Source organism: Xenococcus sp. PCC 7305 (assembly GCF_000332055.1).
Taxonomy (GTDB): Bacteria; Cyanobacteriota; Cyanobacteriia; order Cyanobacteriales; family Xenococcaceae; genus Xenococcus.
The window spans coordinates 53,453-76,648 of sequence record NZ_ALVZ01000230.1; the positions used below are offsets into that span (position 1 = coordinate 53,453).

Genomic DNA, 23,196 nt, shown 5'->3' on the forward strand with positions numbered 1-23,196 from the left:
AATAAGTATTACTATCAACAGAGGTCAAGATTTTGGATAACAAACGCTTAATTATCTATCACAAGCAAGCTGCCAGTGCACGTATTCTATTTTTTGCCTTAAATGGTTCGGTTTGTCATTGTAATGGTTTACCTGCTGAGTCAAAAATAGTTGACAGCTGTATTGAAGGAGATCGAGTTATTGACTATCCAGAAACCTTAATTCCCAGTCTTAAGGAACGATGGAAACTATCTAGCGATATTCTAGAGATGGAAAAAACATTTATGGCGATCGCAGAGAGTGGAGATTTAGCGATCAATATCTATTTGGCTCGTTTCACGACGGTCGATCCTCCTCGCGAACAACTAAAACATCTAGGCGGCAAGTTTATTCCTATTGTTGATGCTCGCACCTTTCCCCCAGTCGAATTAAAATTATTGGGCTTGGTTTATTCATTTTTGATGGACTAATCAAAGTTGTTTCTGGGAAAGAACAAACCATTGACTTAGGGGCGCATCGCGATACACCCCCACAGTAATTAAACCTTAGATATTTCTACATCTGCTGAAGTTACGAACCATGTATCAAGATTTTGGGGACTAATTGGTTCTTTTAAGACCACTATATAGAGGTCATCTTTTTTTTCATGAGAAATCAAGTAATAAGTTTGCTTTTCCTCTACTTGATACCAAGCTGTGCCATTCCCCTCAGGATCTTGTTCCTTTAAAACATCTATTCCATCCTCACTAACCATAAAGGCCGTACCAGAAGAACTAGTAACCTGCAACTTTCGGTTGATCTGCCAACGTTTTTCAAAGCCATCTTTTAAATTTTGCGGAATCGCTTCGTGGACAAAAGCTAGAGCTTCTTCTTGGTGGGGACTTATTGAATTTGAGCCTTTATAGGAACCAGGTAAATTTTTAAATTCAATGGGGGATTCTTGGGGATTGTTTAATCCCTGCCATCCCGGACGCCATTTGCTCGTGAACTGTTCGATAATTGCTGTTCCATCATCAATATTTGATTCAATATTATTTTGCAGCCATTGCAAAGCATCCTGTTGGATTGCTTGTTCTTTTGGAGAATTATATTTGGCATAAGATACAAACGCATCTCTTAGGAAACTGGGATTTAATGTCTTGGAAGTAACCATGATAAGTTGTCCTCGGATTTAGGTTAAAGGTTGACAGCTTGACTATGACTAATTGTCATTAGCCAAAAATAGATAGCATTAATACCTTTCTAAATTTGAAACTCAATTTTACCCGTGAATCGAGGTGTTTTTGACACGATTTATAAGAGAGAAGAAAAAGCGAAGAGCATAAAAAAAAGAGCTTAGTGTTACCAAACTTAAGCCCTTAATAACTTAGACTTTTTTTTAAGTTATAAAAAACAATCTTTCCATATCAATCTCATATTCTGCCAGAGTTAGGAGATTGCAACCCTTGCCAGAAAATATGGCAAATTAATTAGATAGAAGTCTTTTTTTTTCAAAATCTTAACCGTTTCTTTCTATCACAAGTATTAAGGTAATACTCAAGGATAAGAAATAGAAACTATTTAGGAGAATATTTGTGTTCTCTACAATTTAACAATACTAATAATAGAAAAGCGAAACAGCCAATTACAATACAAATTAATTTTTATTTAACTAAAAACAAGTTGTATAAAAGCCATAAAGAACACAGTTTTACGTCTCTCGCTAATTTAAGAAAGTCTATAGTTACAACTCAGAAATATTTATACCTTAATTTCTTCCCAAATTAGTTCCACAACAGCAAAATTACCATCAATCTTTCTCGTTTCTGCTTCGGAGCGAGTGTAGTACAAAGGAGCGTAATGAACTTGCTGACGTTTCAACAAATATTTAGGGATAATTGAAAACCAACAACCTTTAATCCTTTCATTGAGATTATATTCAAAGTAAAAACGCTCTTTCGATTGAGATGATGTTGAAAAAATCCAATAGATTTCTGGATGATCTCGATCTATATAAGTTTAAAAGATGATTGAATAATGCTTTCAGTAGGCTGTTGCACATCTGTTGTTTTCTGGTTCATCTTGGTTTTCCTCAAATTTTCAATTATTTGGGTGATTGAGCAGATGGTGCGATCACGCAGTGCCAGCGAAGCTGATCCCTTGACCAATTAGTTTCCTCGTCTGCTCGATAGTTAGTTTTGGCTCAGCCCAAACTACTTCCCATACACTCCCTGAGCCAAGCAGCTCAAGATAGTTATCAATTCCCGGTTTTACTAAACTATCAATTATGAGTCTTGATAGCACGCAGGGTCTGTTAACTTGATGGAGGGTTACTATATTACTATAGTTAAAATCGTTTTCGTACCGTCAATCAACTCTTGCTCGATAGATTCGATTCTCATCGGCTTTGTACAACTTATCTTGAACTAACTCACAACTTATTTGCCCAAGGGAAATCTATAGAACAAGTTCTGGAGGTAATTATGCCCTCATAAATGTTTTTTTCTGTTTTTACTTAGAAACCTTCCAAGTCGTATCACTAAATCAACAAATTCTGGGTAATTGTTCTCCGCTTTGCATATCTACAATACGCCTTGAACCAATTTTACTTTTGAGAACTACTAAAGAGTTGTTATCTCGAACAACTTGACCAATAATTTCTGCATTGTTATCGAAATGGGAGCGCATAATATCCAAAGCGCGATCGCGATCTTTTTGGGGAATGAAAGCGACAAACCTACCTTCGTTGGCAACATAAAGAGGATCGAAACCCACTATTTCACAAGCTCCCTGCACATCTTCTCTCACAAGAATCGAATTCTCATCAATTTCGATGCCGACCTGAGCAGCAGCAGCAATTTCGTTTAAGACACTGGCTAAGCCACCGCGAGTCAAATCCCGCAGACAATGAATTTCAATGTCGGCTGCGAGTAACTCTAAAACTAAATCGGCTAAAGGTGCAGAGTCGCTTTCAATAGTGGTTTCAAATTCTAATCCTTCTCTGACTGCCATAATAGCGATCCCATGTCGTGCCAAATCCCCATTGAGTAGCAATAAATCTCCTGGTTGTACGGACTGAGGAGAGATCGCCTGATTATGTTCGATAATCCCGACTCCAGTAGTATTAATGAAAATACCATCACCTTTGCCTTTGTCCACTACTTTAGTATCTCCAGTCACAATCTGTACCTTAGCGATGACTGCTGCTTGCTGCATCGACTGTACTATTTGCCACAAAGTTTCTATTGATAATCCTTCTTCTAAGATAAAACTTGTGCTGAGATAAAGCGGACGTGCTCCCGACATTGCCAGATCATTTACCGTACCATTAACTGCTAAAGAACCAATGTCTCCACCAGGAAAAAACAAAGGATTAACCACATAAGAATCGGTGGTAAAAGCTATTTTGTTGCCTGCAAGCTGTAGCGTTGCTGCATCATGTTGAATTGTATTTGCTGTTCCAAAAGCCGTTAAAAACATTTGGATCAATTGCTGCATCAACCGGCCCCCACCACCATGGGCTAGCAGAATATGAGGATATTTTTGCAAAGAAATCGGACAAGTGAGATTAAAATTTTGGTGATCGTTCATAATATTGGCCTGTCTAATCTTTAGCTAACTGTCGATAACGATAGTAAGCAGCGCAAGCACCCTCAGAAGAAACCATGGGCGCACCCAAAGGCTTTTCAGGAGTACAATGTTTGCCAAAAGCTGAACATTGATGGGGTTTTTTAATTCCCTGAAGAATTAATCCACTGATACAATCTAAAGATTCTGATGTTGTTCCCTTTTCCAGCTTAAATTTGTTTAAGGCATCAAATTGACTGTATGATTCTTGCAATCTCAAGCCACTATGGGGAATAAGACCAATGCCACGCCATTGACGATGAGCAGTGGCAAATACTTCTGCAACTAATTTTTGTGCAGTCTTGTTCCCCTCAAAACTAACAGAACGACTATACTGATTTTCCACTTCTGTTGTATCTGCTTCTAATTGTTTAACGCACATATAAATTCCCTGAAGAATGTCTAGGGGTTCAAATCCAGTTACTACAATAGGTATCTGATATTTTTGGGCGATCTCATTGTATTCTCTATATCCCGTTATCGTGCAAACATGACCAGCAGCTAAAAATCCTTGAACACAGTTATCAGGAGAAGATAAAATCAGTTCCATTCCTGGGGAAACGAGGACGTGAGCTACTAACAGAAAAAAGTTCTTAATTCCTAATTTCTCGGCTTGATATACTGCCATTGCTGTTGTGGGAACGGTCGTTTCAAACCCCACTGCGAAAAAAATAATCTGTCTGTCTGGGTTTTTGCCAGCAATCTTAACTGCATCTAAAGGAGAATAGACAATTCGGATATCTCCACCCATTGCTTTAACTGATCGCAAATCTTGGCTTTGACTACCAGGAACTCTTAGCATATCTCCAAAGGAGCAAAAAATAACCTCCCGACGAGAGGCCAGAGCGATCGCCTTATCAATTAAATCTACGGGAGTAACGCAAACAGGACAACCAGGGCCATGAATTAAGGTGATGGACTGAGGTAATAATTCGTCGATGCCATATTTAACAATAGAATGAGTTTGTCCACCACAAATTTCCATAATTTGCCAAGGACGAGTGGTTATTTGTGCGATCGCTTTGACATATTGATCGGCTATCTTAGCATCGCGATATTCATCAACAAATTTCATAAATCTTTAGTAATTGGTAAAAGTGTTACTATTACTATTTAAAGTCGGAACAAGAGAATGAGCGGGCGGTAATTTACCCGTTTGCAACCATTGATTGATTATCGAAGTCTTCTTGGCTAATTTTAGTTGCGATCGCAGTTGTTCCCCTTCCAAAATTTCTTTATCTAACAGGATATTGGCTAATGTCGCCAATAGTTCGCGATTTTCTTGGAGAATTTCTAGAGCAACTTGATGCGCATCATCAATTACTGTTTTAACTTCGCGATCAATTTCTTCAGCAATGTGAGGACTAACTTGACGACGCGGATTCGTAATGCCTTCGAGAAATTGTTGCTGGATTTTTTCAAAGGCTATGGGCCCTAAGCGATCGCTCATCCCATAGAGAGTAACATACCGTTCTGCAAGATCGGTCGCTTTTTGAATATCATCACTAGCACCGGTAGATACTTTGCCAAAGATCAATTCTTCTGCGGCACGCCCTCCTAATAAAGTAGCAATACGACCACGAATTTCATCTTCTATCATTAAAAAACGATCTTCTTCTGGTAACTGTAGAGTATAGCCCAATGCTCCGATACCACGAGGAACAATAGAGATTTTCTCTACCTTATCTGTACCAGGCATTAACGAAGCGACAATGGCATGACCAATTTCATGATGGGCTACAGTTTTCTTTTCAATTTCATTGAGTACTCGCGATTTTTTTTCTAATCCCGTGAGAATTCTTTCTGTAGCCTCATTAAAATCTGCCATTTTTACGGCAGTGCTATTGTGACGGGCTGCTAATAATGCTGCTTCATTAATTAAATTGGCCAAATCTGCTCCTGCAAAACCAGGGGTACGAGCAGCTAGTTTATCTAAATCCACATCCTCAGCTAATTTTACATTGCGGGCGTGCACCTCCAAGATCGCTAATCTACCAGACTTATCAGGACGATCTACCACAATACGGCGATCAAAACGACCAGGACGGAGTAAAGCGGGATCGAGAACTTCAGGACGATTCGTTGCCGCTAACAGAATTACCCCCGCATTGGGTTCAAACCCATCCATTTCTGCGAGTAATTGATTAAGAGTCTGTTCCCGTTCATCATTTCCTCCCATTAAACTGCCAGAAGCGTTGCGAGACTTACCCAGAGCATCTAATTCGTCAATAAAGACAATCGCAGGAGCTTGTTTTTTAGCGCGATCAAATAAATCTCGTACCCGCGAGGCACCAACCCCAACAAACATTTCAATAAATTCTGAACCAGAGATACTAAAAAAAGGAACTTTCGCTTCTCCTGCGATCGCCTTTGCTAGTAAAGTTTTACCTGTACCTGGAGGCCCAACTAATAAAACTCCCTTAGGTATTTTTGCGCCTAAACGAATATATTTTGCTCCATGCTTAAGAAAATCAACAATTTCATAGAGTTCAGTCTTAGCTTCATCTACTCCCGCAACATCATCGAAGGTGACATCCATGCTCCCTTCTGAGTAAATACGAGCATTGCTTTTGCCAATGGCAAACGGACTCGCTCCCATACCTCCATTTTGACCGCGACCGAAGAAAAAACCGCCTAAAGTAATAATTATAAACAAGAAAAATAATAGCCCAATAAAGCTCCAAAATCCACCATTATTGTTTTCAGGGATAGCCGAAAACTCCACTTGATGCTGACGAAGAATTTTGGGCAATTCTGTATCCTGAACGATGGGGACTGTAGTAAAAACCTGATCTGATTCGGTGTCAACCAGTTTAGATTTGAGCCAATATTCAATCTTATTTGAACTAATAAGAACCCTTTCAACGCGATCAGCCTCTACTAAATCGATAAACTTGCTATAGGGCTGTGACTTGGGTACTTGTATTGGAGTCCAGAATAAACTCAATAAAATCAAGAATATCGAGGTCATAATCAAATACCAACCAAGTAGACTTGATTCCTGCTTACGATTTCGATCTTGCCGTTTGACCATATATTTACAACGCTCTCTAATCACAAAGATAGATATTAAGTTTGAGGAAGTTGTGAGATTTTCTGGCTAGGATTGCTGCCAAGCATCATCAAGTAAGTTGCCCCCCTCATCAAATAGTTGAATATGCAAAGGCATTTTTCCCAGGGCATGAGTTGAACAACTCAAACAGGGATCAAAAGCCCGAATACCTGCTTCAACGCGGTTGAGCATTCCTTCAGGAATTGTCGTTCCGTGAATAAAATGTCTAGAAATTTGAGCGACTGTGCGATTCATTGCTAAGTTATTCTGACCTGTCGCAATAATTAAATTGACCTTTTGGATTAAGCCATGCTCATCAACATGATAGTGATGAAAAAGAGTACCCCTGGGTGCTTCACTTACTCCGATCCCTTCTAGTTGATTGATACCTGCTTTGGCACGTAAATGATCAGAAGACAAGTCTGAATCTTCTAACATATTTTCGATATGTTCAATACAAGCTAGAATTTCAATCAAGCGGGCATAGTGGTAGAAGAAGGAAGAATTGACCGTACCTTGACCCCGATCTCTAAATTCTCTGAGTTCGCGATCGCCTAAAGCAGTACCAATGCGACTACAGATATTTAGTCTGGCTAAAGGGCCAACACGATAAATCCCACTTTGTAGGTGGCAATAATCTTTTCTGGCAGGATAACCTAAAGGGCGGTAATAGGGAAATTTGAGATAAGACCAAGGTTCAACGGCTTCAGCAATAAATTCTTGGTAGCGAGTCGGCTCTAGTTGATCGGCAATGATATTCCCTCCACTGTCAACGAAGCGAATTTTCCCTCCGTAATGTTCCCATGATCCATCTTCGCCGACTAATCCCATAAACAGGCTGGGAAAATTACCAAAAGTTTGCGCCTCTACTTCATAATCAGCTAGTAAACTTTTGAATTTATCTAGAGCCTTAAGTGTAGTTGTCTTGGCCTCAGTCAGGCGATCACTAATTTTTATTTTTCCCCCTTCAGATAAAGAGTTTCTGACTCCCCCCGGAACAGACCAAGCAGGATGAATTTTCTGCCCCCCTAATGCTTCAATAATTTCTTGTCCAAATTGTCGTAAACGAATCCCATTCCGTGCCAATTCTGGTTCGGCAGCAATTAAGCCAAAAACATTGCGAGAAGCAGGATCGCTATCCATCCCCAACAGGAAATCAGGCGCGCTGAGATGGAAAAAACTCAGGGCATGAGACTGAATTATTTGTCCTAAATTCATCAGACGACGCAGTTTCTCCGCAGCAGGGGGAATATCCACCGCCAAAATGCGATCGCCTGCTTTGGCAGAAGCTAATAAATGACTAACAGGACAAATGCCACAAATTCGGGCTGTAATCCCCGGCATTTCCCATAAAGGGCGACCTTCACAGAATTTTTCAAAACCTCTAAATTCGGTAACGTGAAAACGGGCATCTTCCACCTCTCCTGTCTCATCGAGATGGATGGTAATTTTTGCATGACCTTCAATTCGAGTTACGGGATCTATAGTAATTTTTTTTGGCATTTGATTTAATTAGTCATTCCATTGTTTATAGATCTCTATCCACTACACCAATTTTCATAGATGCTCTCGGACCCAATTTCCCATTTATTTTCTGTTAATTCGCAGGGGTACAGTTCAGCTAATTCTTCTAGTTTTTGAGATGTTAATGTGGGTTTAATTGGAGTTAAACAATCGGTTCTTCCCAAAATATCAGTTAGAGAAACGATACCAAGTAGCCTGTCTCTAATAACTGGTGCAGTGCGAATTTTGGCTCTGGCAAATAATTTAGGAATATGTTCTACTGCTAGATCGGGATTAACAACAATACAAGGCTTGGTCATCAATTCACAAACATAAGTTTCTTGGGGGTTTTTAGCGTTAGCAACTGCTTGCGAGATATCAGTTGCCGTGATGATTCCATATGCATCTTGATCTGAAGTGCGATCAACAATTAAAGCTTTGATATTATGTTGCTCCATCATTTTGGCTGCTTCGGCAATCGTCGCTAAGCTATCAATGGTAACTATATTGGTGGTCATAATATCTGCTACTTTCATAGATGCCTCCTATGGCCTTGACTGCTCTTTTGAGCTAATAGTTATCCTCTTAACTCATTGATAGACTTTATTCACACCCGCTTTCCCTTTTTCAAGATAAATAAATAAATTGAAGAACTTGTGAGGAAATTAGAGTGTAGCAACTATTAATAACAAATTAAAAACTATAGTTAAATTATTACTAAATTAACCAAATCTAATTTGTTCTCCAGCTAAATTTGGCATTTCACCGACTAAGAATGGTTCCAAGGCTGCACGAATGCGATTAGCATCGGGGGGACAACCTGGAAGATAGATTTCTACGGGAACAATGCTATGGACGGGCTGTACCTTCTCTAATAAAGTTGGGACTATTCCTGGTTCATTAGGTATTTGATTCTGGATATCAGCAGCTTCGAGATAGCAGCGCTGAAGAACTGATTCAATATTTCCTAGAGGATTACGCATGGCCGTAAGATTACCAGTAACCGCGCAGTCACCAAAGGATACGAGAATCTTGGAGCGATCTCGTACTTTTTTAATCAATGCTAAGTTATCTTCATTAGCCACCGCACCTTCTACCAAAACTACATCTACCCCTTGAGGGTATTCTTTGATATCTGCCAAGGGACTATAAACTAAGTCTACTTGCGCAGCCAAATCAAACAGCCATTCATCTAAATCTAAAAAAGACATATGGCAGCCAGAACAGCCACCGAGCCATACTGTTGCGAGCTTTAGTTTAGGCATTTTTTTAATAGTTGGTAATCAGTATCTAGTTATATAATCTATATTAAAATATCCATTTTCTTTCCTTTCTAGCTGTCGTAATAAATTCTAGTTTCGAGCGTTCTTTAGCCATTTCTCCTACTGTCGAACATTGAGAAAAAATGGCTCCTGTAGGACAGGCCATCAAACATTTCCCGCAAGAAGTACAGCTATCAGCCGTCCCCCAAGGTTGATTGAGATCGGTAATAACGCGAGAATTATGACCTCTTCCTGCCATATCCCAAGTATGCGCACCTTCGATTTCATCACATACTCTAATGCAGCGCGTACAGAGAACACAGCGATTATGGTCGATACCAAAGCGCTCATGAGATAAATCTACATCCCGTTGAGGAAACTGATAGGCTAAACTAACATGATCCATCCCCATCTCTACTGCTAAATCTTGTAACTCACAACTACCATTAGCAACACAAACTGAACAAATATGGTTCCCTTCAGCGAATAGCAGTTCTACGATCATCTTGCGATATTTCTGCAATTTTTCTGTGTTGGTCTGAATTTCCATCCCTTCAGCTACTTTGGTAACACAAGCAGGTTGGAGTTTATTACTACCAGCAATCTCAACTAAGCACAATCGACAAGCACCAATATCAGACACTCCTTCCAAATGACAGAGAGTGGGTATGTGAACCCCGACTTCTCGTGCCGCATCTAACAAGGTGTCTGATTCTCTAGCACTTATTAGGCGATTATTAATAGTTAAAGTTTTAACTGCCACTATCTTTGTTTGATTATTATTTCTAAATTCATAGGCAAAAATATTGAGGAACTTGTGAAGTTGGTTAGTGATTAGTGGTTTATTTATCATTTAAGGCTTCAAAGCCAGAAACAATATCGAGTAGTTCTTCTGTGATGGTGGTTTGACGCTGATGATTAAACTCTCTATTCAGTTCGCTTGAGCGTTCGGCAATATTTTTCTCTGCCATTTGCATTGCAGCTAAGCGACTGGTATGTTCACTCTTTAAAGATTCAGCACAGGCACGGTATAGAGAAACAAAGAAGTATTGGCGAAATAAAGCTACTGCCAACTCATGCCCCTTTATTGTAAAAGTAGGTAAGCTACGAGAATCCCATGGCTTATTTTTTAAGCGTTTGAGCCATTCTACATTGAGAGGAAAAATTTGTAAGTTAGTAGGACGATAAGTAACATCACTGAGAATTTGGTTGTATATGACTATAATTTGCTCTACTTGGTTTTCACGTTGCCATTTTTCCAAAATTAAGACAATTTCTTGAATAGCAAATGTAATCCCCTCAATGGAACTTGGTAAGGGAAAACAGGCTTGACATTGATATCCTGCTGCTTCTAAACGATCACATATTCTAGAACCAATGGCTAAAATCAGCGATTTATCAAAATCAATAGGAGAAGCCATGATTTTTTCCTGGGTATAGCTGGTAATGCGTTCATTAAATTGACCGCACATTCCCCAATCAGAACCAAAAACAACTATTCCCCCATGTCGATTAGGAATAGATCTTGTTTTCAATAAGACTTCTGGTCGGTTTTTAAGCAGAATTTGTAATCCCAATTCTAAGGTTAAATTATATTCTGTCAGTGATTCGGCTGCCTTTTCATACTGGCGAATACTGACAGCTGCTAGGGCTTTCATTGTTTTGACCACCGACTGTAAATCTTGAGCAGTGGCAATTTTATGTTTGAGTTCTTCAATAGTTGTCATCGATTGCTATCCTTAATATTTTTAATAAATCATTTTGTTTGAAGTGATTTCTGCTGCAATATTGAGTAAAATGTGGCGATCGCTCTCACTCAATTTCTCACCAACTGCAATTTTTTGACAGATATCAGGTAATTTTTCGCTAACAGTTTCACATAAAGCTCTTTCTCCCAGCCTAATCTTATCTAGAGGAACAGCATCAAAAATTCCGTTGGTAACAGCTAGTAAAACAGCGATTTGTTCGGAAACAGGAATGGGTTGATATTGGTTTTGTTGGAGAACTTCTCTGATTCTTTGACCTCTTTCCAGGCTTTTTTGAGTTGCCTCATCTAACCGCGAACCAAAACGAGAAAAAGCTTCTAATTCTTCAAACTGAGAATAGGACAAACGTAAATCCCCAGAGACGGCACGATAAGCAGGTAACTGAGTTTTCCCACCAACGCGAGATACAGATTTACCTACATCAACAGCAGGTAAAATACCTTTATGAAATAATTTTGGAGTCAGATAAATTTGACCGTCGGTAATAGAAACCAAGTTCGTAGGAATGTATGCAGAGATGTTTTGGGCTTCAGTTTCTACTATGGGCAAAGCAGTTAAAGAACCACCTCCGAATTCGGGACGCAGATGGGTAGCACGTTCTAACAGACGGGAATGAATATAAAAAATATCTCCAGGAAAGGCTTCTCTACCAGGGGGACGACGCAATAATAAAGATAATTCTCGATATGCTCTAGCATGTTGAATTAGATCATCGTAGACAATCAAAACATCTTTTCCCTGTTGCATGAAATACTCTGCCATCGTCGTGGCGGCATAGGGAGTAATGTATTGTAACCCTGGTGGGGCTTCTCCTCCTGCGACCACAACTATGCAGTAGTCCATTGCTCCTCTCTTGCGTAATTCTGCGATTAATTTGGCTACTGCCGAGCTTCTCTGTCCGATCGCACAATAAACACAAATAACCCCTTTATCCTTTTGATTAATAATTGTATCCAGAGCGATCGCCGTTTTCCCGGTAGCGCGATCGCCCAAAATCAATTCCCTCTGACCTCTACCAATAGGAATCAAGGCATCAATAACTTTAATCCCTGTTTGCAAGGGTACGGTAACAGGTGCACGCTGCATGATTCCCGGGGCTTCTCTTTCTACCGGCAACCTTTTTGCTGTAGCAATTGGCCCTTGATTATCTAAGGGACGACCTGTAGCATCAATAACCCTGCCTAATAATTCTTCTCCTACTGGTGCATCTAAGACTCTCCCGGTTCGCAATACTTCACAACCTGCTTTTAAATCTTCACTGCTATCTAATAAAATAATCCCCACTTCATCTTGATCGAGATTGTAAGCCATCCCGTAACAATTTCCGGGAAACTTTACTAATTCCTCTACCTGCACACTGGGTAACCCTACAGCACGAGCAATTCCTCCACCTAAGTAGGTTAAAGTTCCGATTTCTTCAATCTGTAATTGAGGTTTATGGTTATCTAAAACTTGCTGGGAAATAGCAACAGTTTCATCTAGCAGATCTTGAAAAACATTTAACATTTAATATTAAATATTTATTTTTGAAATTTGGTGACTTGAGAACAAAAAAAAGCTGACTGCTTTATTATGACAATAATCTATAAATCACTACCTAAAAAACTCGAATACCAGAGTATATCCATACAATAGGTTCAAGGATTATGACTCTGGTAAATTAGAATCGGTTCCTGCCGAGAGCATTTTTCAGGAGTTGGCAGATCTTTTGGAAGTTAAGTTTCTGCAGCTTATTTGTATCGAGAACCTGACTCTTGGGAAAGTCGAGTTTAATCGATTTCCTCTGTCTCATCGGATTAAATAAAATTATCAGTCACGATACACATTAGAGCGATGACCAACTTTCACCACATGAACCACCAAAATATCATCGTTGATCTCGTAAATAATTCGATAGAGTCCTTGACGAACTCGATATCTTGCTTGCCCTGATAACTTTATACATCCGGAACCTCTGGGATTTTCAGATAATTCTTCAAATTTGGCTAAAATGCGTTGAATGTCTTTATTGGGTATATTACGAAGATCTTTAGCGACTGACTTTTTGAAGGTGATTTTATATTTTTCCATGCTGTTTAAGATCTTCTAGAAGCTCTTCATAGCTGATTTCTGGCTCATCGGCTCGCTCAGAGAATGCTTCTAAATCTTCTTGATCTTCTCGCATTAAAAGTCGCACTGCTTCATCAACAAGTTCCGATACCGAGCAATTTACGGATGCTGCACGCATTCTAAGGGCACGATGTATCTCAGGCTCAAAATAAATTGTTGATCTTTTTGACAATTTACTCATTTGTTTTTTCGGTATACTCAAGCTATTAAGTAAGCATAGCATTATAACGTTATAGCGTCATTGATAATTAAGTATTTCTCGCAACTATACAATAGAAAAGAAACGGCGATCGTTATCAGTTGAGTACAATAGAAATTAGACATAGCTTATTCATTAATGTGATTGCTGGGTTTCATGCTTGAAAACAGCCTACAATATCTGCGATCACACTGAGGTTCATCCTTCTATTATGTCGCGATTCTTACCTCGCCTTTTTTAGTTCGTGTTCTAGATACTGCAAGGTTTCATGCGCGAATGATCGTTGCCGTAGTGATTGTTCTAATCGAGTTTTTTGCTTTCAATATAGTCTCTCAAGAGATACTGAACATTACTGTACTTCATATTAATGATTGTAACTTTTCCCCATCACACTAAACTTCTCATAGGATGAGAGTAAACGGGATCACCTCAAGAGCAAAAATCTAATATCAAGAATTTTTCTTGCGCATATAATAATGTCAAGCTAAATAAACTCGGACTTCTTGATTCAATCTATCAGACAATTCCTCTCTTGTGACTTCGAGATCATACCTTGTTTGAAGGTTCATCCAAAATTGTGCTTCCATCGCGAAAAAGCGTCCTAGCCGCAAAGCAGTATCTGCCGTAATTCCTCGTTTGCCATGAACAATTTCATTAATGCGACGCGGTGGTACTCCGATGGACTGAGCCACAAAATATTGACTAATATTTATCGGTTTTAAAACTCTTCTAATAAAATTTCACCTGGGTGAATAGGAGGAAAATCACGCTTAGTCATAAATTTCACTTTAATGGTGGTCAACTATCTCTACGTCAAGGGCATTACCGTCACACTAAACAAAATATATTCGCCACAGGTCATTGATCCGAATGCTATGTTCTCCCTTTCGATCATAGCCCAGTGCTTCGAGCCTATTGCCAGGTGGAACACGCAAAGTATCACAAGAATAGTAGCAGCATTGAGTTGCTCCAGCTTACGCGCCGCTATCCTCTGAATACTTTGTGGCAATTTGCGAGAAAACTTACCATAAAAAATCTTTTCGGTTTCCTTGCACCTGAACGAAATAATCATGGATAGGTAATAACTTCTTCCGTTATTAACGTCAAGCGTTAACAATAGGGACAGTTCAGAAACTAGTGATCAAACACTGGCATTCGACTTCAATTAATTAAAAACAGGTGAATGCGATTATGCTGCTTGGTTATTATTTTCAGTCAAAATTTTTGCTGTTTCTGCTTCTATTTCAGTTAAATAATGCTCTAAATTCCAAGAAATCTTATAACCGCGATCGCGTAACTCAATACCGCAAAGCAAATCTTCTACAGTTTCAAACTCTACCTCAGCATTAGCAGCAATTTGTTTTTGGATAACGTTTAATAACTGTTCTTTTTTGTGATCAGGGATCACAAAAGAGCTACAAATGGTAATTATATGATGAGGATTAGGAATCGGTGCAACACGAATGGTCTTTAGTTGAGCATCATTCAGGTCATTCAGTTGATCAATAAAAGTATCTATGATCTGTATTTCTAAGTTGGCGTTAGCTAAATCCGACAAGGCTTTTCGAGTCGTTACTGCAACTTGTTGGCTCAATCGATCGCGTAGTTCACGAGCAAATTTATGTTGATCTTGCTCTAAAGTTCTATACCATTGCGAACGAAATCGCTCTACTTCAGCTTGTGCTTGTTGAGTTAATTGTTCTTTTTCCAGCTCTACTTCTTGTTTTGCTTCCTCTAACCAAGCTTGCTTTTGTGCGGCTAGTTCCTGTTGCTTTTGTAAATATAATTCTTTTTCTGCTTCAGCCTCTTTCTCTGTGTTGGCTGCTGTGGCTAACTGACGTTCAATTCTTTGCGATCGCGCTTCCATAGCTTGGGTGATAGGTTTATACAGAAAACGCTTCAACAGCGCAACCAAAATCAGAAAATTAATGATTTGAGCAATAACAATAAAAGGATCGATTAGCATACTTCGTTAGTAATTAGCTCCTGGGGACAAAGTCAAAAGTCAAAAGTCAAAAGTGATATCTTACCCATCACCTATTACCTATTACCCATTACTTATCCCCCTGCTGCTTTCTCAATAAAATAATTCCAAAAAGGATTGGCAAAGATCAAAATTAAAGTAATTACAAAACAGTAAATAGCAGTTGATTCTACCAATGCCATTCCCACAAATAGAGTGCGAGTAATATTTTTCGCTTCGTCTGGTTGCTGGGCGATCGCACTTAAGGCTTGTGCCAGAGCTTTTCCTTCTCCTAATGCTGGACCAATTGAACCGATAGTAATTGTTAATCCTGCGGTTATGATCGATGCCATCCCAATTAATGCGAGATTATCCATAAATTAGTTAGTGGTTAGTGGTTAGTGGTTAGTGGTTATTGTTAGTTAACTTTATGCCTGTAAAATCAAGTCTTGGAAGTTGCTGCTGCGATAAAAACCATGGCTAAGATAGCAAAAATATATGCTTGAATCAATCCTGTTAGCAATCCCATGGCTTGCATAATTATAGGAAAAAATAACGGTGCGATCGAAAGCAAGATACCAACGATCATCGTGCCACTCATGACATTTCCAAATAGACGTACAGACAAAGAAATTGTATTGGAAAATCTACCAATAATATTAAACGGTAGCATAAAGGGAGTAGGCTGAAGATAATATTGTTTAAAGTAGCCCCACAACCCTTGTTTTTTAATACCATAAAGAGGCACAGCAAAAAAAACGCAGATCGCTAAAGCAGCAGTAGTGGAAAGCGAACCAGTAGGAGGTTGATAACCAGGGATTATGCTGAGAAGATTGGAACAAGCAATAAAAATAAAGAGAGTCCCAATAAAAGGAAGATAGGGTTCTGGTTTTTGTTGGCTAACTTCTTCGATTTGAGTTGCAATTCCTAGCACCAATACTTCTAATAAATTTTGTCCTCTAGATATTTTTGTAGATGTAGACAATCTGCGGGTAATTAACCAAGAACCCACAATCAGCAAAACCATTATCAGCCAAGTAAACACTAAAGTGGCATTGATACTAATTATTCCTCTTTGCCAGAAAATAATTTGGTCTGGAGTTAAATTCATATATCAGTGTTTAATTCGGAATATTTCAGATTAATAATTAGTTTTAGAAGCAAATTACGGTTGAATCAATAAAATCGTTATAGTTCTAACTATGAAAAATCCTAAACAACAAGCCATTAAAGAAAATACGTTATATAGCTCAATATTGCCTCCAATAATTAAAGATAAAACGAACATACTAATTCCCAATCTGAATAAAAAACTAAATACCACCAACCGGTAAGGATGTTTGCTTACAGGTAATTGTTGCACTGTCAGCCATAGCCCACCGAAATAGAATAGTCCCAAACCCAAGCCAATGATAAAAGCAATGATTGATGCCAATATTTAATCCTATTCTGAACAATCAAGGATAATTTTAAAAATAAAATTTGAGGAACTTGTGATAGAAATCAATGGAATACTAATATAATCTTTTATTGAACCGATTTCTGTAGTAAAGGACGCAATAACAATGGAGACGCAATACAAGTTATTGCTGAAACCAAAATCATACTAGTGAAAATTTGTGGAGATACTGCCCAATTTCCTAATTGTCGTCCTCTCTCCAGAATTACCATCGCAATTTCAGCGCGGGGAATCATGCTAATGCTTAACAATAAGGCACTTGCTTTCCCTGTGGTCAAAACAGCAGGTAGTCCTGTACCGATTACTTTTCCCAAAACTGCCACAATCAGCAAAACAATTACTAAATTCAGACTGCCAGCAAAAGATACAATTTCTAGCTGCAACCCGATATGAATGAAAAAGAAAGGAACAAAGAATTCATAAAGAGTGCTAAAAGAAGCATCAAGATTAATTGCATCAGGATCACGACAAAATACTAATCCCGCAAAAAAAGCTCCTACTGCCACGGAAAAGCCCATCAAGCCTGCTAAAGCAGCAATAATAAAAGCTGTTCCTACCACCATTATCATGGGGTCTGGTGCTGGCTCAAGTCTCTCGAACCATTGAGTCATCGGCCTTTCGAGATAGCGAAACATAATTAAGCACGAAACGCCAAAAACAACTACTTTTGTCAAGAAAGGAATGATAGTTTGTAGGAATACAGGAACAATATTGGCTTCTACATTGCCATTGAGAACTGGGATCATGGCAAAAAATAAGGACATTATAGCGATCGCAGCGATGTCGTCCATTTCCGCAATATCGATTAGTAATTCTCCATTTTCAGTATTTAAAGCCTTAGCTTCTTGCCAAACACTCACAGAGATCCCAACACTAGTCGCCATCAAAGCAATACTAATAAAAAGACTGGGAATAAGTGGGAGTTGCAGTAGTTTCGAGGCGGCAAAAAAACCTAGAATGCCACTAAAGGAGAGATTGCCTAAGAAAATAAAACTCGCCCGGGGTAGTTGGCGAATTAATCCGGCCAGATTACTTTCCAAACCAACCCGAAACAACAGGGAAATAATACCTAACTCACCTAAAAAGGCTAATACTTCTCTAACTGGTAGTGACAGAAAATACACTTGGCTATTTAGCAAGCCCATTCCTATTCCTAAAATTAGATAACCAACCAAAGGAGGGATGCCAACTCGCTCCAAAGCAGCTTTAATTAAAATAGTAAAAATTAAGGTTAATCCTACGAGTAAAACCAGAAACAGCAGTAAAGTTTCTCTATCAATCACTTTGGCTCTCCTTAGCGATCCAATACCAGGCATTGAAACATCCCAAAGCTACACCAATCACTAGTAGCATCAGAGTCCAAGAATATTTACTCTGGATATGAGTATCGATCCAGACCCCTAAAGCAATACCTAGTAGAGAAGGAATCGCGACAGACCAACCCACCATACCAAACATTCCCAAGCCAAACCAGATATTTTTGGCTTCTCTTCTGGCTTTTATTTTGCGATCGCTTTTAGTAGAAATTTGACGCTGAAAATTTTTTTTACCCATGTCCCAACTCCTTAAAACGACGCATCATACTCGCTTCAAACTTTGCTAACGCTGAACGGGTTAGTTTTTCCTTTTCATCTAATATTTGAAACTGTTCGGCCACAGTTTGCTTGAGAGTTTCTAAACTATTTCCCTCGATCGCATTACGAGTAGACACGAAAACTTGACGATTACATTTAACCAAAATTCCTTCATCCACGGCGACAAATATTTCTGTTGCTGTTGTGGTCGAAAAACTCAGTATTCCTGGAACTAATGCGGTGACAAAATCAATATGATGGGGCAAGAGACAAAAATGACCATTTTCCGCTTCAGCAATAACTTTGGTAACTTCGCGATCGATTAATACTTCTGTGGGAATTAAAACTTTCAACTTCATGATTGCAACCCTGCCTAGTTATTTGCTTCATCGATACTACCAATCATGTATAGAGATTGTTCCGGATAAGCGTCAAAGTCATCATTGAGAATCAGCTCACAGCCATCTAAAGTATCCTTTAACAGAACCATCCTCCCTTCCAAACCTGTAAATTGCTCAGTGGTAAAAAAGGGCTGAGTCAGAAATCTTTCTAATCTTCGGGCACGATAAACTATTTTTCGTTCGCTTTGAGCCAATTCTTCCAATCCCAGCATGGCAATAATATCTTTTAGCTCCTCATAATTAGCAAGAGTTTGACGTACTGCTTGGGCTATCTGGTAATGGCGATCGCCGACTATTTGAGGAGTCAGCATTTTAGAATCCGACTGTAGAGGATCGATCGCAGGATATAACCCCTGGCTGACGCGTTTACGAGATAAAACAATAGAAGCAGAAAGATGAGCAAAAGTATGCACCGCAGCAGGATCAGTAAAATCATCGGCGGGAACATAGACAGCTTGAATAGAGGTAATTGAGCCAGATGCAGTATTACAGATCCGTTCTTCTAATTCAGCTAACTCGGTTGCTAAAGTAGGTTGATAACCAACTCTTGAAGGTAATTGTCCCATCAGCCCAGAGACTTCTGAACCTGCCTGGATAAAACGAAAAATGTTATCGATGGTTAGTAGAACATCTTGATGTAAATCATCACGAAAATATTCTGCCATAGTTAAAGCTGCATGTCCCACACGAAAACGAACTCCTGGTGATTCGTTCATCTGTCCGAATACCATCACAGTGTTATTTAACACTCCTGCTTCTTGCATTTCTCGATAGAGTTCTTCTCCTTCCCGCGATCTCTCACCAATACCACAAAAAATACTCACCCCCTTGTATCGACTAACAACATTATGAATCAATTCCGTAATCAAAACTGTTTTTCCTACCCCAGCACCCCCAAATAATCCTGCTTTACCTCCTTTTTCTAGAGGAGCAAGAAGATCAATTACTTTAATTCCTGTCAGAAAAATATCTGTAATAGTGGAGCGATCGCCCAAAGGAATAGGCGCAGCATGAATAGATCGCCATTTACTTGCGGATAATTGTTCTTTACCGTCAATTGCTTCGCCAAAAACATTCAACATCCGCCCCAATAAAGTATTGCCTACAGGGACCTGGAGAGGATGACCAGTGTTTTTGACAATTGAACCCCTAGCTAGTCCTTGGGTAGGAGTCAGAGCGATCGTTCTGACCAAGCCTGAACTAGGATAGGTCATTACCTCCAGAGCTACCTGTTTATTTTCTCCTGCTATTAATAAACTATAAACTGCTGGTAATGAATGAGGAAATAAAACATCGACCACACTACCACGAATAGAAATCACTTGACCTTGGCTTGTTGTCATCTTTTGAGATTAAGCAATAACTTTGAAGAATTTGTGAGGATAATTAATGAAGCGATTGATTTGCTAATAGAGGCAATTGAGTGAGAATAAATAAGTATGTAAGGCGTTAATTCCTTGTCCATTTTTTGCTGAAACCTCAAATATCTGGGCTTGAGGAGCAATTTTTTGAATATTAGCGATTGCTTTTTCCCTCTCAAATTCCACAGCTTCAGCAAGATCGATTTTATTAATAACTACTATCTGAGCAGATTTAAACATAATCGGGTATTTAAGAGGCTTATCTTCTCCTTCCGTTACCGATAGCAATACTGCCCTTAGATCTTCCCCTAAATCGTAAGCGGCAGGACAAACCAAATTGCCTAGATTTTCAATAACCAGCAAATCAAGATCATCTAAATCGAGCTTTGCGGCAGCTCGGGCAATCATAGCTGCTTCCAAGTGACAAGCATTCCCTGTGGTGATTTGGACTGTTGGGGCACCTTTACTTTGCAATCTTCGAGCATCATTATCCGTCGCAAGATCCCCCACAATTACACCAATTTTCCAAGAATCACCGTAATTTTGGAGCATTTTTTCAATTAGTGCTGTTTTTCCTGAGCCTGGTGAGGAAAGCAAATTAATAACCAATAATCCTTTAGATTTAAAGTAGCTTCGGTTACTTTTTGCTAGGCGCTCATTTTTACTCAGAATGCCTTGATTGATATCAATTTTATGCTGATGTTGATGCTGATCTGCTTGAGGAACAATATTATTTATTAGACTACAGCCACAATCTTGACACATAACTACCCGCCTTAGTGAACGCTATGAAACTAAATTTTTAATCTGAATTAATGCCTGAGCAACACCTTGCTCTCCAACAGATGATAGGCGATCTCCAACCCGAAAATTCACTCCTGGTACGACTAACCACCAAGCTTGAGGAGATTTACCATATAGCATCTTGGTTAGGCTGAGCATTACTTGGGGACTGCTGAAATGACTTCTAATATGAGCATCGTCTACAGCCTGTAAAGCATATGATTCTACCGCGCCAGGAGCAACAGCTTGACAAGCATCGACAAAAATAACTACATCTGCTTCAGCCAAATTAGTAGCTATTTCTGGAGTTAATTGAGGAAGAGACAGGGATTTCATTTCTGGCCAATGCCAACTACTAACTACTTCTGCTACTCGCCTTCCAATACCATCATCACTCCGCAAGTTATTGCCATAACCGATGATTAAACATTTAGCCATCGCTACTAACTACTTATACATTAAAAAAATTTAGCTTGTTGAATGCTGACGATTATTTTGTAACTAAATAATTTGAGGAACTTGTGAAGATATCTGAGGTATAGCGTTTCTCATATTCATAAGATACAGTTTGCTATTCCCTATTCCCTATTCCCTAAAGCATATCCTTATGTATCTCACTAATTAGAGAAGGGCTATATTGAGCATCAACTACTAACTACGACGGAAGCCAATTCCAATTCTCGACCAGTCACAATATTAATGCTAATTTCCTGACATTGAGGACATTCAAAGATATATTCTGCTGGCTGAAAGTTGTGATCACAACTCTGACAATAACAAACTATAGGTATTGTCTTAATCTTAAGCTGGGCATTTTCTGCGATTGTTCCTTGAATCAAAATATCAAAAGCAAATTCTAAAGCTTCAGGAATTACCCCCGATAATTTGCCAATATTCATAGTTAAATTATCAATTTTCTTAGCACTATTCTCTTGGGCTTGCGCGATCGCAATATCTAGAGTATTTTGCATAATACTGACTTCGTGCATCTATACATCCTAATGAGGGATAGGGTTTTCGCCGAGGTAAATGCCTAGAGAGCCTGCCGTCTGGACTAAGAAACCATTCGCATCAACGGGATTAGGGCAAATACCCAATTGATGACGTTTTTTGATATGACTGACAACTTTATCTAGGGATTGAATTTGGACTTCGCCATTTTGCCAGACTACTAATTGGTTATAGTTTTCTTCGGCAATGAGGTCTGCAGCTTTTTTGGCAAAGGTCGCAGCTAACAGGCGATCATAAGATGAAGGAGTCCCGCTACGTTGGATATGACCTAAAATCAGTGATCGTGTTTCAATTTTATGAAGATCGCAAAATTCTAGTTTTTCAGTAAAAGATAGTTTTTGGCTAGTCTCATTTATTTGAGTAGTCAAATATTCTGCGATCGCTTTTTGTCTTTCTCCAGCATGATTTCTAACACCTTCGGCGATCACAACTAAGGCAAATTTGCGTCCTGACTGACGTAGCTGGGCAATACGAAGACAGATATTGGTAATTAAGTCTTCATCGATTTTTGGCACTAGTTCGGGAATTAAAATCACATCCGCACCGCCAGCGATACCCGACGATAATGCTAAATGACCTGCATTCCGCCCCATAACTTCGATGATTATCGTGCGATCGTGACTAGCCGCTGTAAAGGTAAGATCATAAAGAGCAGAAGTTACCTTATCTACTGCTGTATCAAAACCAACAGATCTTTCGGTAAAGGGGACATCGTTATCAATAGTTTTGGGAATAGCAACTATATTCCATCGTCCCTGTTGTGCTAGATCGTAAATAATATCTAAACTCCCGTCTCCTCCCACTGCTATTAGGGCATCGAGTTTTAGATCCTGATAGCCTCGGATAATAGTGTCTGCGATCGCCTGATCGCCAGAAGTTCCTTTACTTAACGAGCCTAAAATACTTCCACTTAGAAATTGCAGGATATCTATACCATGAAGCAAACCAGGAAGATCATAACAATGTTCTCTTAGCTCGAAATCTTGAGAGTGACAATTCCCGTTCGCTAATCTCAAAAATCCCTGAGTACCATAGGGAATACCGTAGACATCCCACCCTTTCTGACTAGAACATTTGACTACCGCACGGATAATAGCATTTAAGCCAGGACAATCTCCTCCACTGGTAAGAATTCCAATTCTTTTGCTCATATCACTTTAGTGTGTGT

The 23,196-nt window shown here is 39.2% G+C and carries 25 protein-coding genes and 2 pseudogenes; 1 reads left to right on the plus strand and 26 read right to left on the minus strand.

The annotated features are described in order from the left end of the window. Positions 1–32 precede the first annotated feature (32 nt). On the plus strand, positions 33–449 hold the full coding sequence (locus XEN7305_RS23870) for a hypothetical protein (protein WP_006512112.1): 417 nt from the start codon (positions 33–35) through the stop codon (positions 447–449). Between the two features lie 68 nt (positions 450–517). Here XEN7305_RS23870 and XEN7305_RS23875 read toward each other — a convergent pair whose 3' ends face one another. From XEN7305_RS23875 to XEN7305_RS24000, 26 genes and pseudogenes are all read right to left on the minus strand, one after another. Continuing rightward, positions 518–1,132, minus strand: coding sequence for a hypothetical protein (locus XEN7305_RS23875; RefSeq protein ID WP_006512113.1), 615 nt, complete (start codon positions 1,130–1,132; stop codon positions 518–520). Between the two features lie 1,370 nt (positions 1,133–2,502). Further along, positions 2,503–3,549, minus strand: coding sequence for a hydrogenase expression/formation protein HypE (gene hypE / locus XEN7305_RS23880; RefSeq protein ID WP_006512114.1), 1,047 nt, complete (start codon positions 3,547–3,549; stop codon positions 2,503–2,505). A 13-nt stretch (positions 3,550–3,562) separates the two neighbouring features. Next, entirely contained in the window at positions 3,563–4,660 is a 1,098-nt protein-coding gene (gene hypD, locus XEN7305_RS23885; protein ID WP_006512115.1) for a hydrogenase formation protein HypD, read from the minus strand. Between the two features lie 6 nt (positions 4,661–4,666). Continuing rightward, positions 4,667–6,619 carry an ATP-dependent zinc metalloprotease FtsH gene (ftsH, locus tag XEN7305_RS23890; RefSeq protein ID WP_006512116.1) on the minus strand — a complete coding sequence of 651 codons (1,953 nt, stop codon included), beginning with the start codon at positions 6,617–6,619 and terminating at the stop codon, positions 4,667–4,669. Between the two features lie 66 nt (positions 6,620–6,685). Beyond that, positions 6,686–8,140 carry a Ni/Fe hydrogenase subunit alpha gene (locus tag XEN7305_RS23895; protein ID WP_006512117.1) on the minus strand — a complete coding sequence of 485 codons (1,455 nt, stop codon included), beginning with the start codon at positions 8,138–8,140 and terminating at the stop codon, positions 6,686–6,688. Between the two features lie 35 nt (positions 8,141–8,175). Beyond that, on the minus strand, positions 8,176–8,676 hold the full coding sequence (locus XEN7305_RS23900; protein WP_006512118.1) for a CBS domain-containing protein: 501 nt from the start codon (positions 8,674–8,676) through the stop codon (positions 8,176–8,178). 186 nt (positions 8,677–8,862) lie between these two features. Beyond that, positions 8,863–9,405, minus strand: a complete 543-nt coding sequence (locus tag XEN7305_RS23905; RefSeq protein WP_006512119.1) for a coenzyme F420-reducing hydrogenase gamma subunit — start codon at positions 9,403–9,405, stop codon at positions 8,863–8,865. A 43-nt stretch (positions 9,406–9,448) separates the two neighbouring features. Beyond that, positions 9,449–10,165 (minus strand): bidirectional hydrogenase complex protein HoxU, encoded by a 717-nt coding sequence (gene hoxU, locus XEN7305_RS23910; RefSeq protein WP_040899438.1) that lies wholly within the window; start codon positions 10,163–10,165, stop codon positions 9,449–9,451. A 79-nt stretch (positions 10,166–10,244) separates the two neighbouring features. Next, the gene (locus XEN7305_RS23915) at positions 10,245–11,129 is read right to left on the minus strand and encodes a F0F1 ATP synthase subunit gamma (protein WP_006512121.1); all 885 of its coding nucleotides are present in this window, start codon (positions 11,127–11,129) and stop codon (positions 10,245–10,247) included. A gap of 21 nt (positions 11,130–11,150) precedes the next feature. Next, a complete protein-coding gene (locus tag XEN7305_RS23920) occupies positions 11,151–12,674 on the minus strand; it encodes an alternate F1F0 ATPase, F1 subunit alpha (RefSeq protein WP_006512122.1) in 1,524 nt (507 codons plus the stop codon). 303 nt (positions 12,675–12,977) lie between these two features. Then, positions 12,978–13,238, minus strand: a complete 261-nt coding sequence (locus XEN7305_RS23925; protein ID WP_006512123.1) for a type II toxin-antitoxin system RelE/ParE family toxin — start codon at positions 13,236–13,238, stop codon at positions 12,978–12,980. After that, entirely contained in the window at positions 13,225–13,458 is a 234-nt protein-coding gene (locus tag XEN7305_RS23930) for a ribbon-helix-helix domain-containing protein (protein WP_040899420.1), read from the minus strand. The genes XEN7305_RS23925 and XEN7305_RS23930 overlap by 14 nt, the downstream gene beginning before the upstream one ends. A 497-nt stretch (positions 13,459–13,955) precedes the next feature. Beyond that, positions 13,956–14,254, minus strand: a pseudogene (locus XEN7305_RS23935) (HigA family addiction module antitoxin). Between the two features lie 55 nt (positions 14,255–14,309). Then, a pseudogene (locus tag XEN7305_RS30440) lies at positions 14,310–14,548 on the minus strand (type II toxin-antitoxin system RelE/ParE family toxin). Between the two features lie 117 nt (positions 14,549–14,665). Next, the gene (locus XEN7305_RS23945; RefSeq protein WP_006512126.1) at positions 14,666–15,442 is read right to left on the minus strand and encodes a F0F1-type ATP synthase subunit beta; all 777 of its coding nucleotides are present in this window, start codon (positions 15,440–15,442) and stop codon (positions 14,666–14,668) included. A gap of 92 nt (positions 15,443–15,534) precedes the next feature. Beyond that, a complete protein-coding gene (locus XEN7305_RS23950) occupies positions 15,535–15,816 on the minus strand; it encodes a F0F1 ATP synthase subunit C (protein WP_006512127.1) in 282 nt (93 codons plus the stop codon). A gap of 65 nt (positions 15,817–15,881) precedes the next feature. Further along, positions 15,882–16,550, minus strand: a complete 669-nt coding sequence (locus XEN7305_RS23955) for a F0F1 ATP synthase subunit A (RefSeq protein ID WP_006512128.1) — start codon at positions 16,548–16,550, stop codon at positions 15,882–15,884. 54 nt (positions 16,551–16,604) lie between these two features. Then, positions 16,605–16,874 carry an ATP synthase subunit I gene (locus tag XEN7305_RS23960; RefSeq protein WP_052035230.1) on the minus strand — a complete coding sequence of 90 codons (270 nt, stop codon included), beginning with the start codon at positions 16,872–16,874 and terminating at the stop codon, positions 16,605–16,607. Between the two features lie 92 nt (positions 16,875–16,966). Then, entirely contained in the window at positions 16,967–18,181 is a 1,215-nt protein-coding gene (locus tag XEN7305_RS23965) for a cation:proton antiporter (protein ID WP_006512129.1), read from the minus strand. Next, positions 18,174–18,452, minus strand: a complete 279-nt coding sequence (locus tag XEN7305_RS23970) for an AtpZ/AtpI family protein (protein ID WP_006512130.1) — start codon at positions 18,450–18,452, stop codon at positions 18,174–18,176. Before XEN7305_RS23970 ends, XEN7305_RS23965 begins: the two co-directional genes overlap by 8 nt. Further along, a complete protein-coding gene (locus XEN7305_RS23975) occupies positions 18,445–18,831 on the minus strand; it encodes a F0F1 ATP synthase subunit epsilon (protein WP_006512131.1) in 387 nt (128 codons plus the stop codon). Before XEN7305_RS23975 ends, XEN7305_RS23970 begins: the two co-directional genes overlap by 8 nt. 14 nt (positions 18,832–18,845) lie before the next feature. Further along, entirely contained in the window at positions 18,846–20,216 is a 1,371-nt protein-coding gene (gene atpD / locus XEN7305_RS23980) for a F0F1 ATP synthase subunit beta (RefSeq protein WP_006512132.1), read from the minus strand. A gap of 63 nt (positions 20,217–20,279) precedes the next feature. Continuing rightward, positions 20,280–20,999 (minus strand): hydrogenase nickel incorporation protein HypB, encoded by a 720-nt coding sequence (hypB, locus tag XEN7305_RS23985; protein WP_006512133.1) that lies wholly within the window; start codon positions 20,997–20,999, stop codon positions 20,280–20,282. A gap of 21 nt (positions 21,000–21,020) precedes the next feature. Further along, positions 21,021–21,455 carry a hydrogenase maturation protease gene (locus tag XEN7305_RS23990; RefSeq protein WP_006512134.1) on the minus strand — a complete coding sequence of 145 codons (435 nt, stop codon included), beginning with the start codon at positions 21,453–21,455 and terminating at the stop codon, positions 21,021–21,023. Between the two features lie 206 nt (positions 21,456–21,661). After that, positions 21,662–22,006, minus strand: coding sequence for a hydrogenase maturation nickel metallochaperone HypA (hypA, locus tag XEN7305_RS23995; RefSeq protein WP_006512135.1), 345 nt, complete (start codon positions 22,004–22,006; stop codon positions 21,662–21,664). Between the two features lie 9 nt (positions 22,007–22,015). Next, a complete protein-coding gene (locus XEN7305_RS24000; RefSeq protein WP_006512136.1) occupies positions 22,016–23,179 on the minus strand; it encodes an ATP-dependent 6-phosphofructokinase in 1,164 nt (387 codons plus the stop codon). Positions 23,180–23,196: the final 17 nt, after the last annotated feature.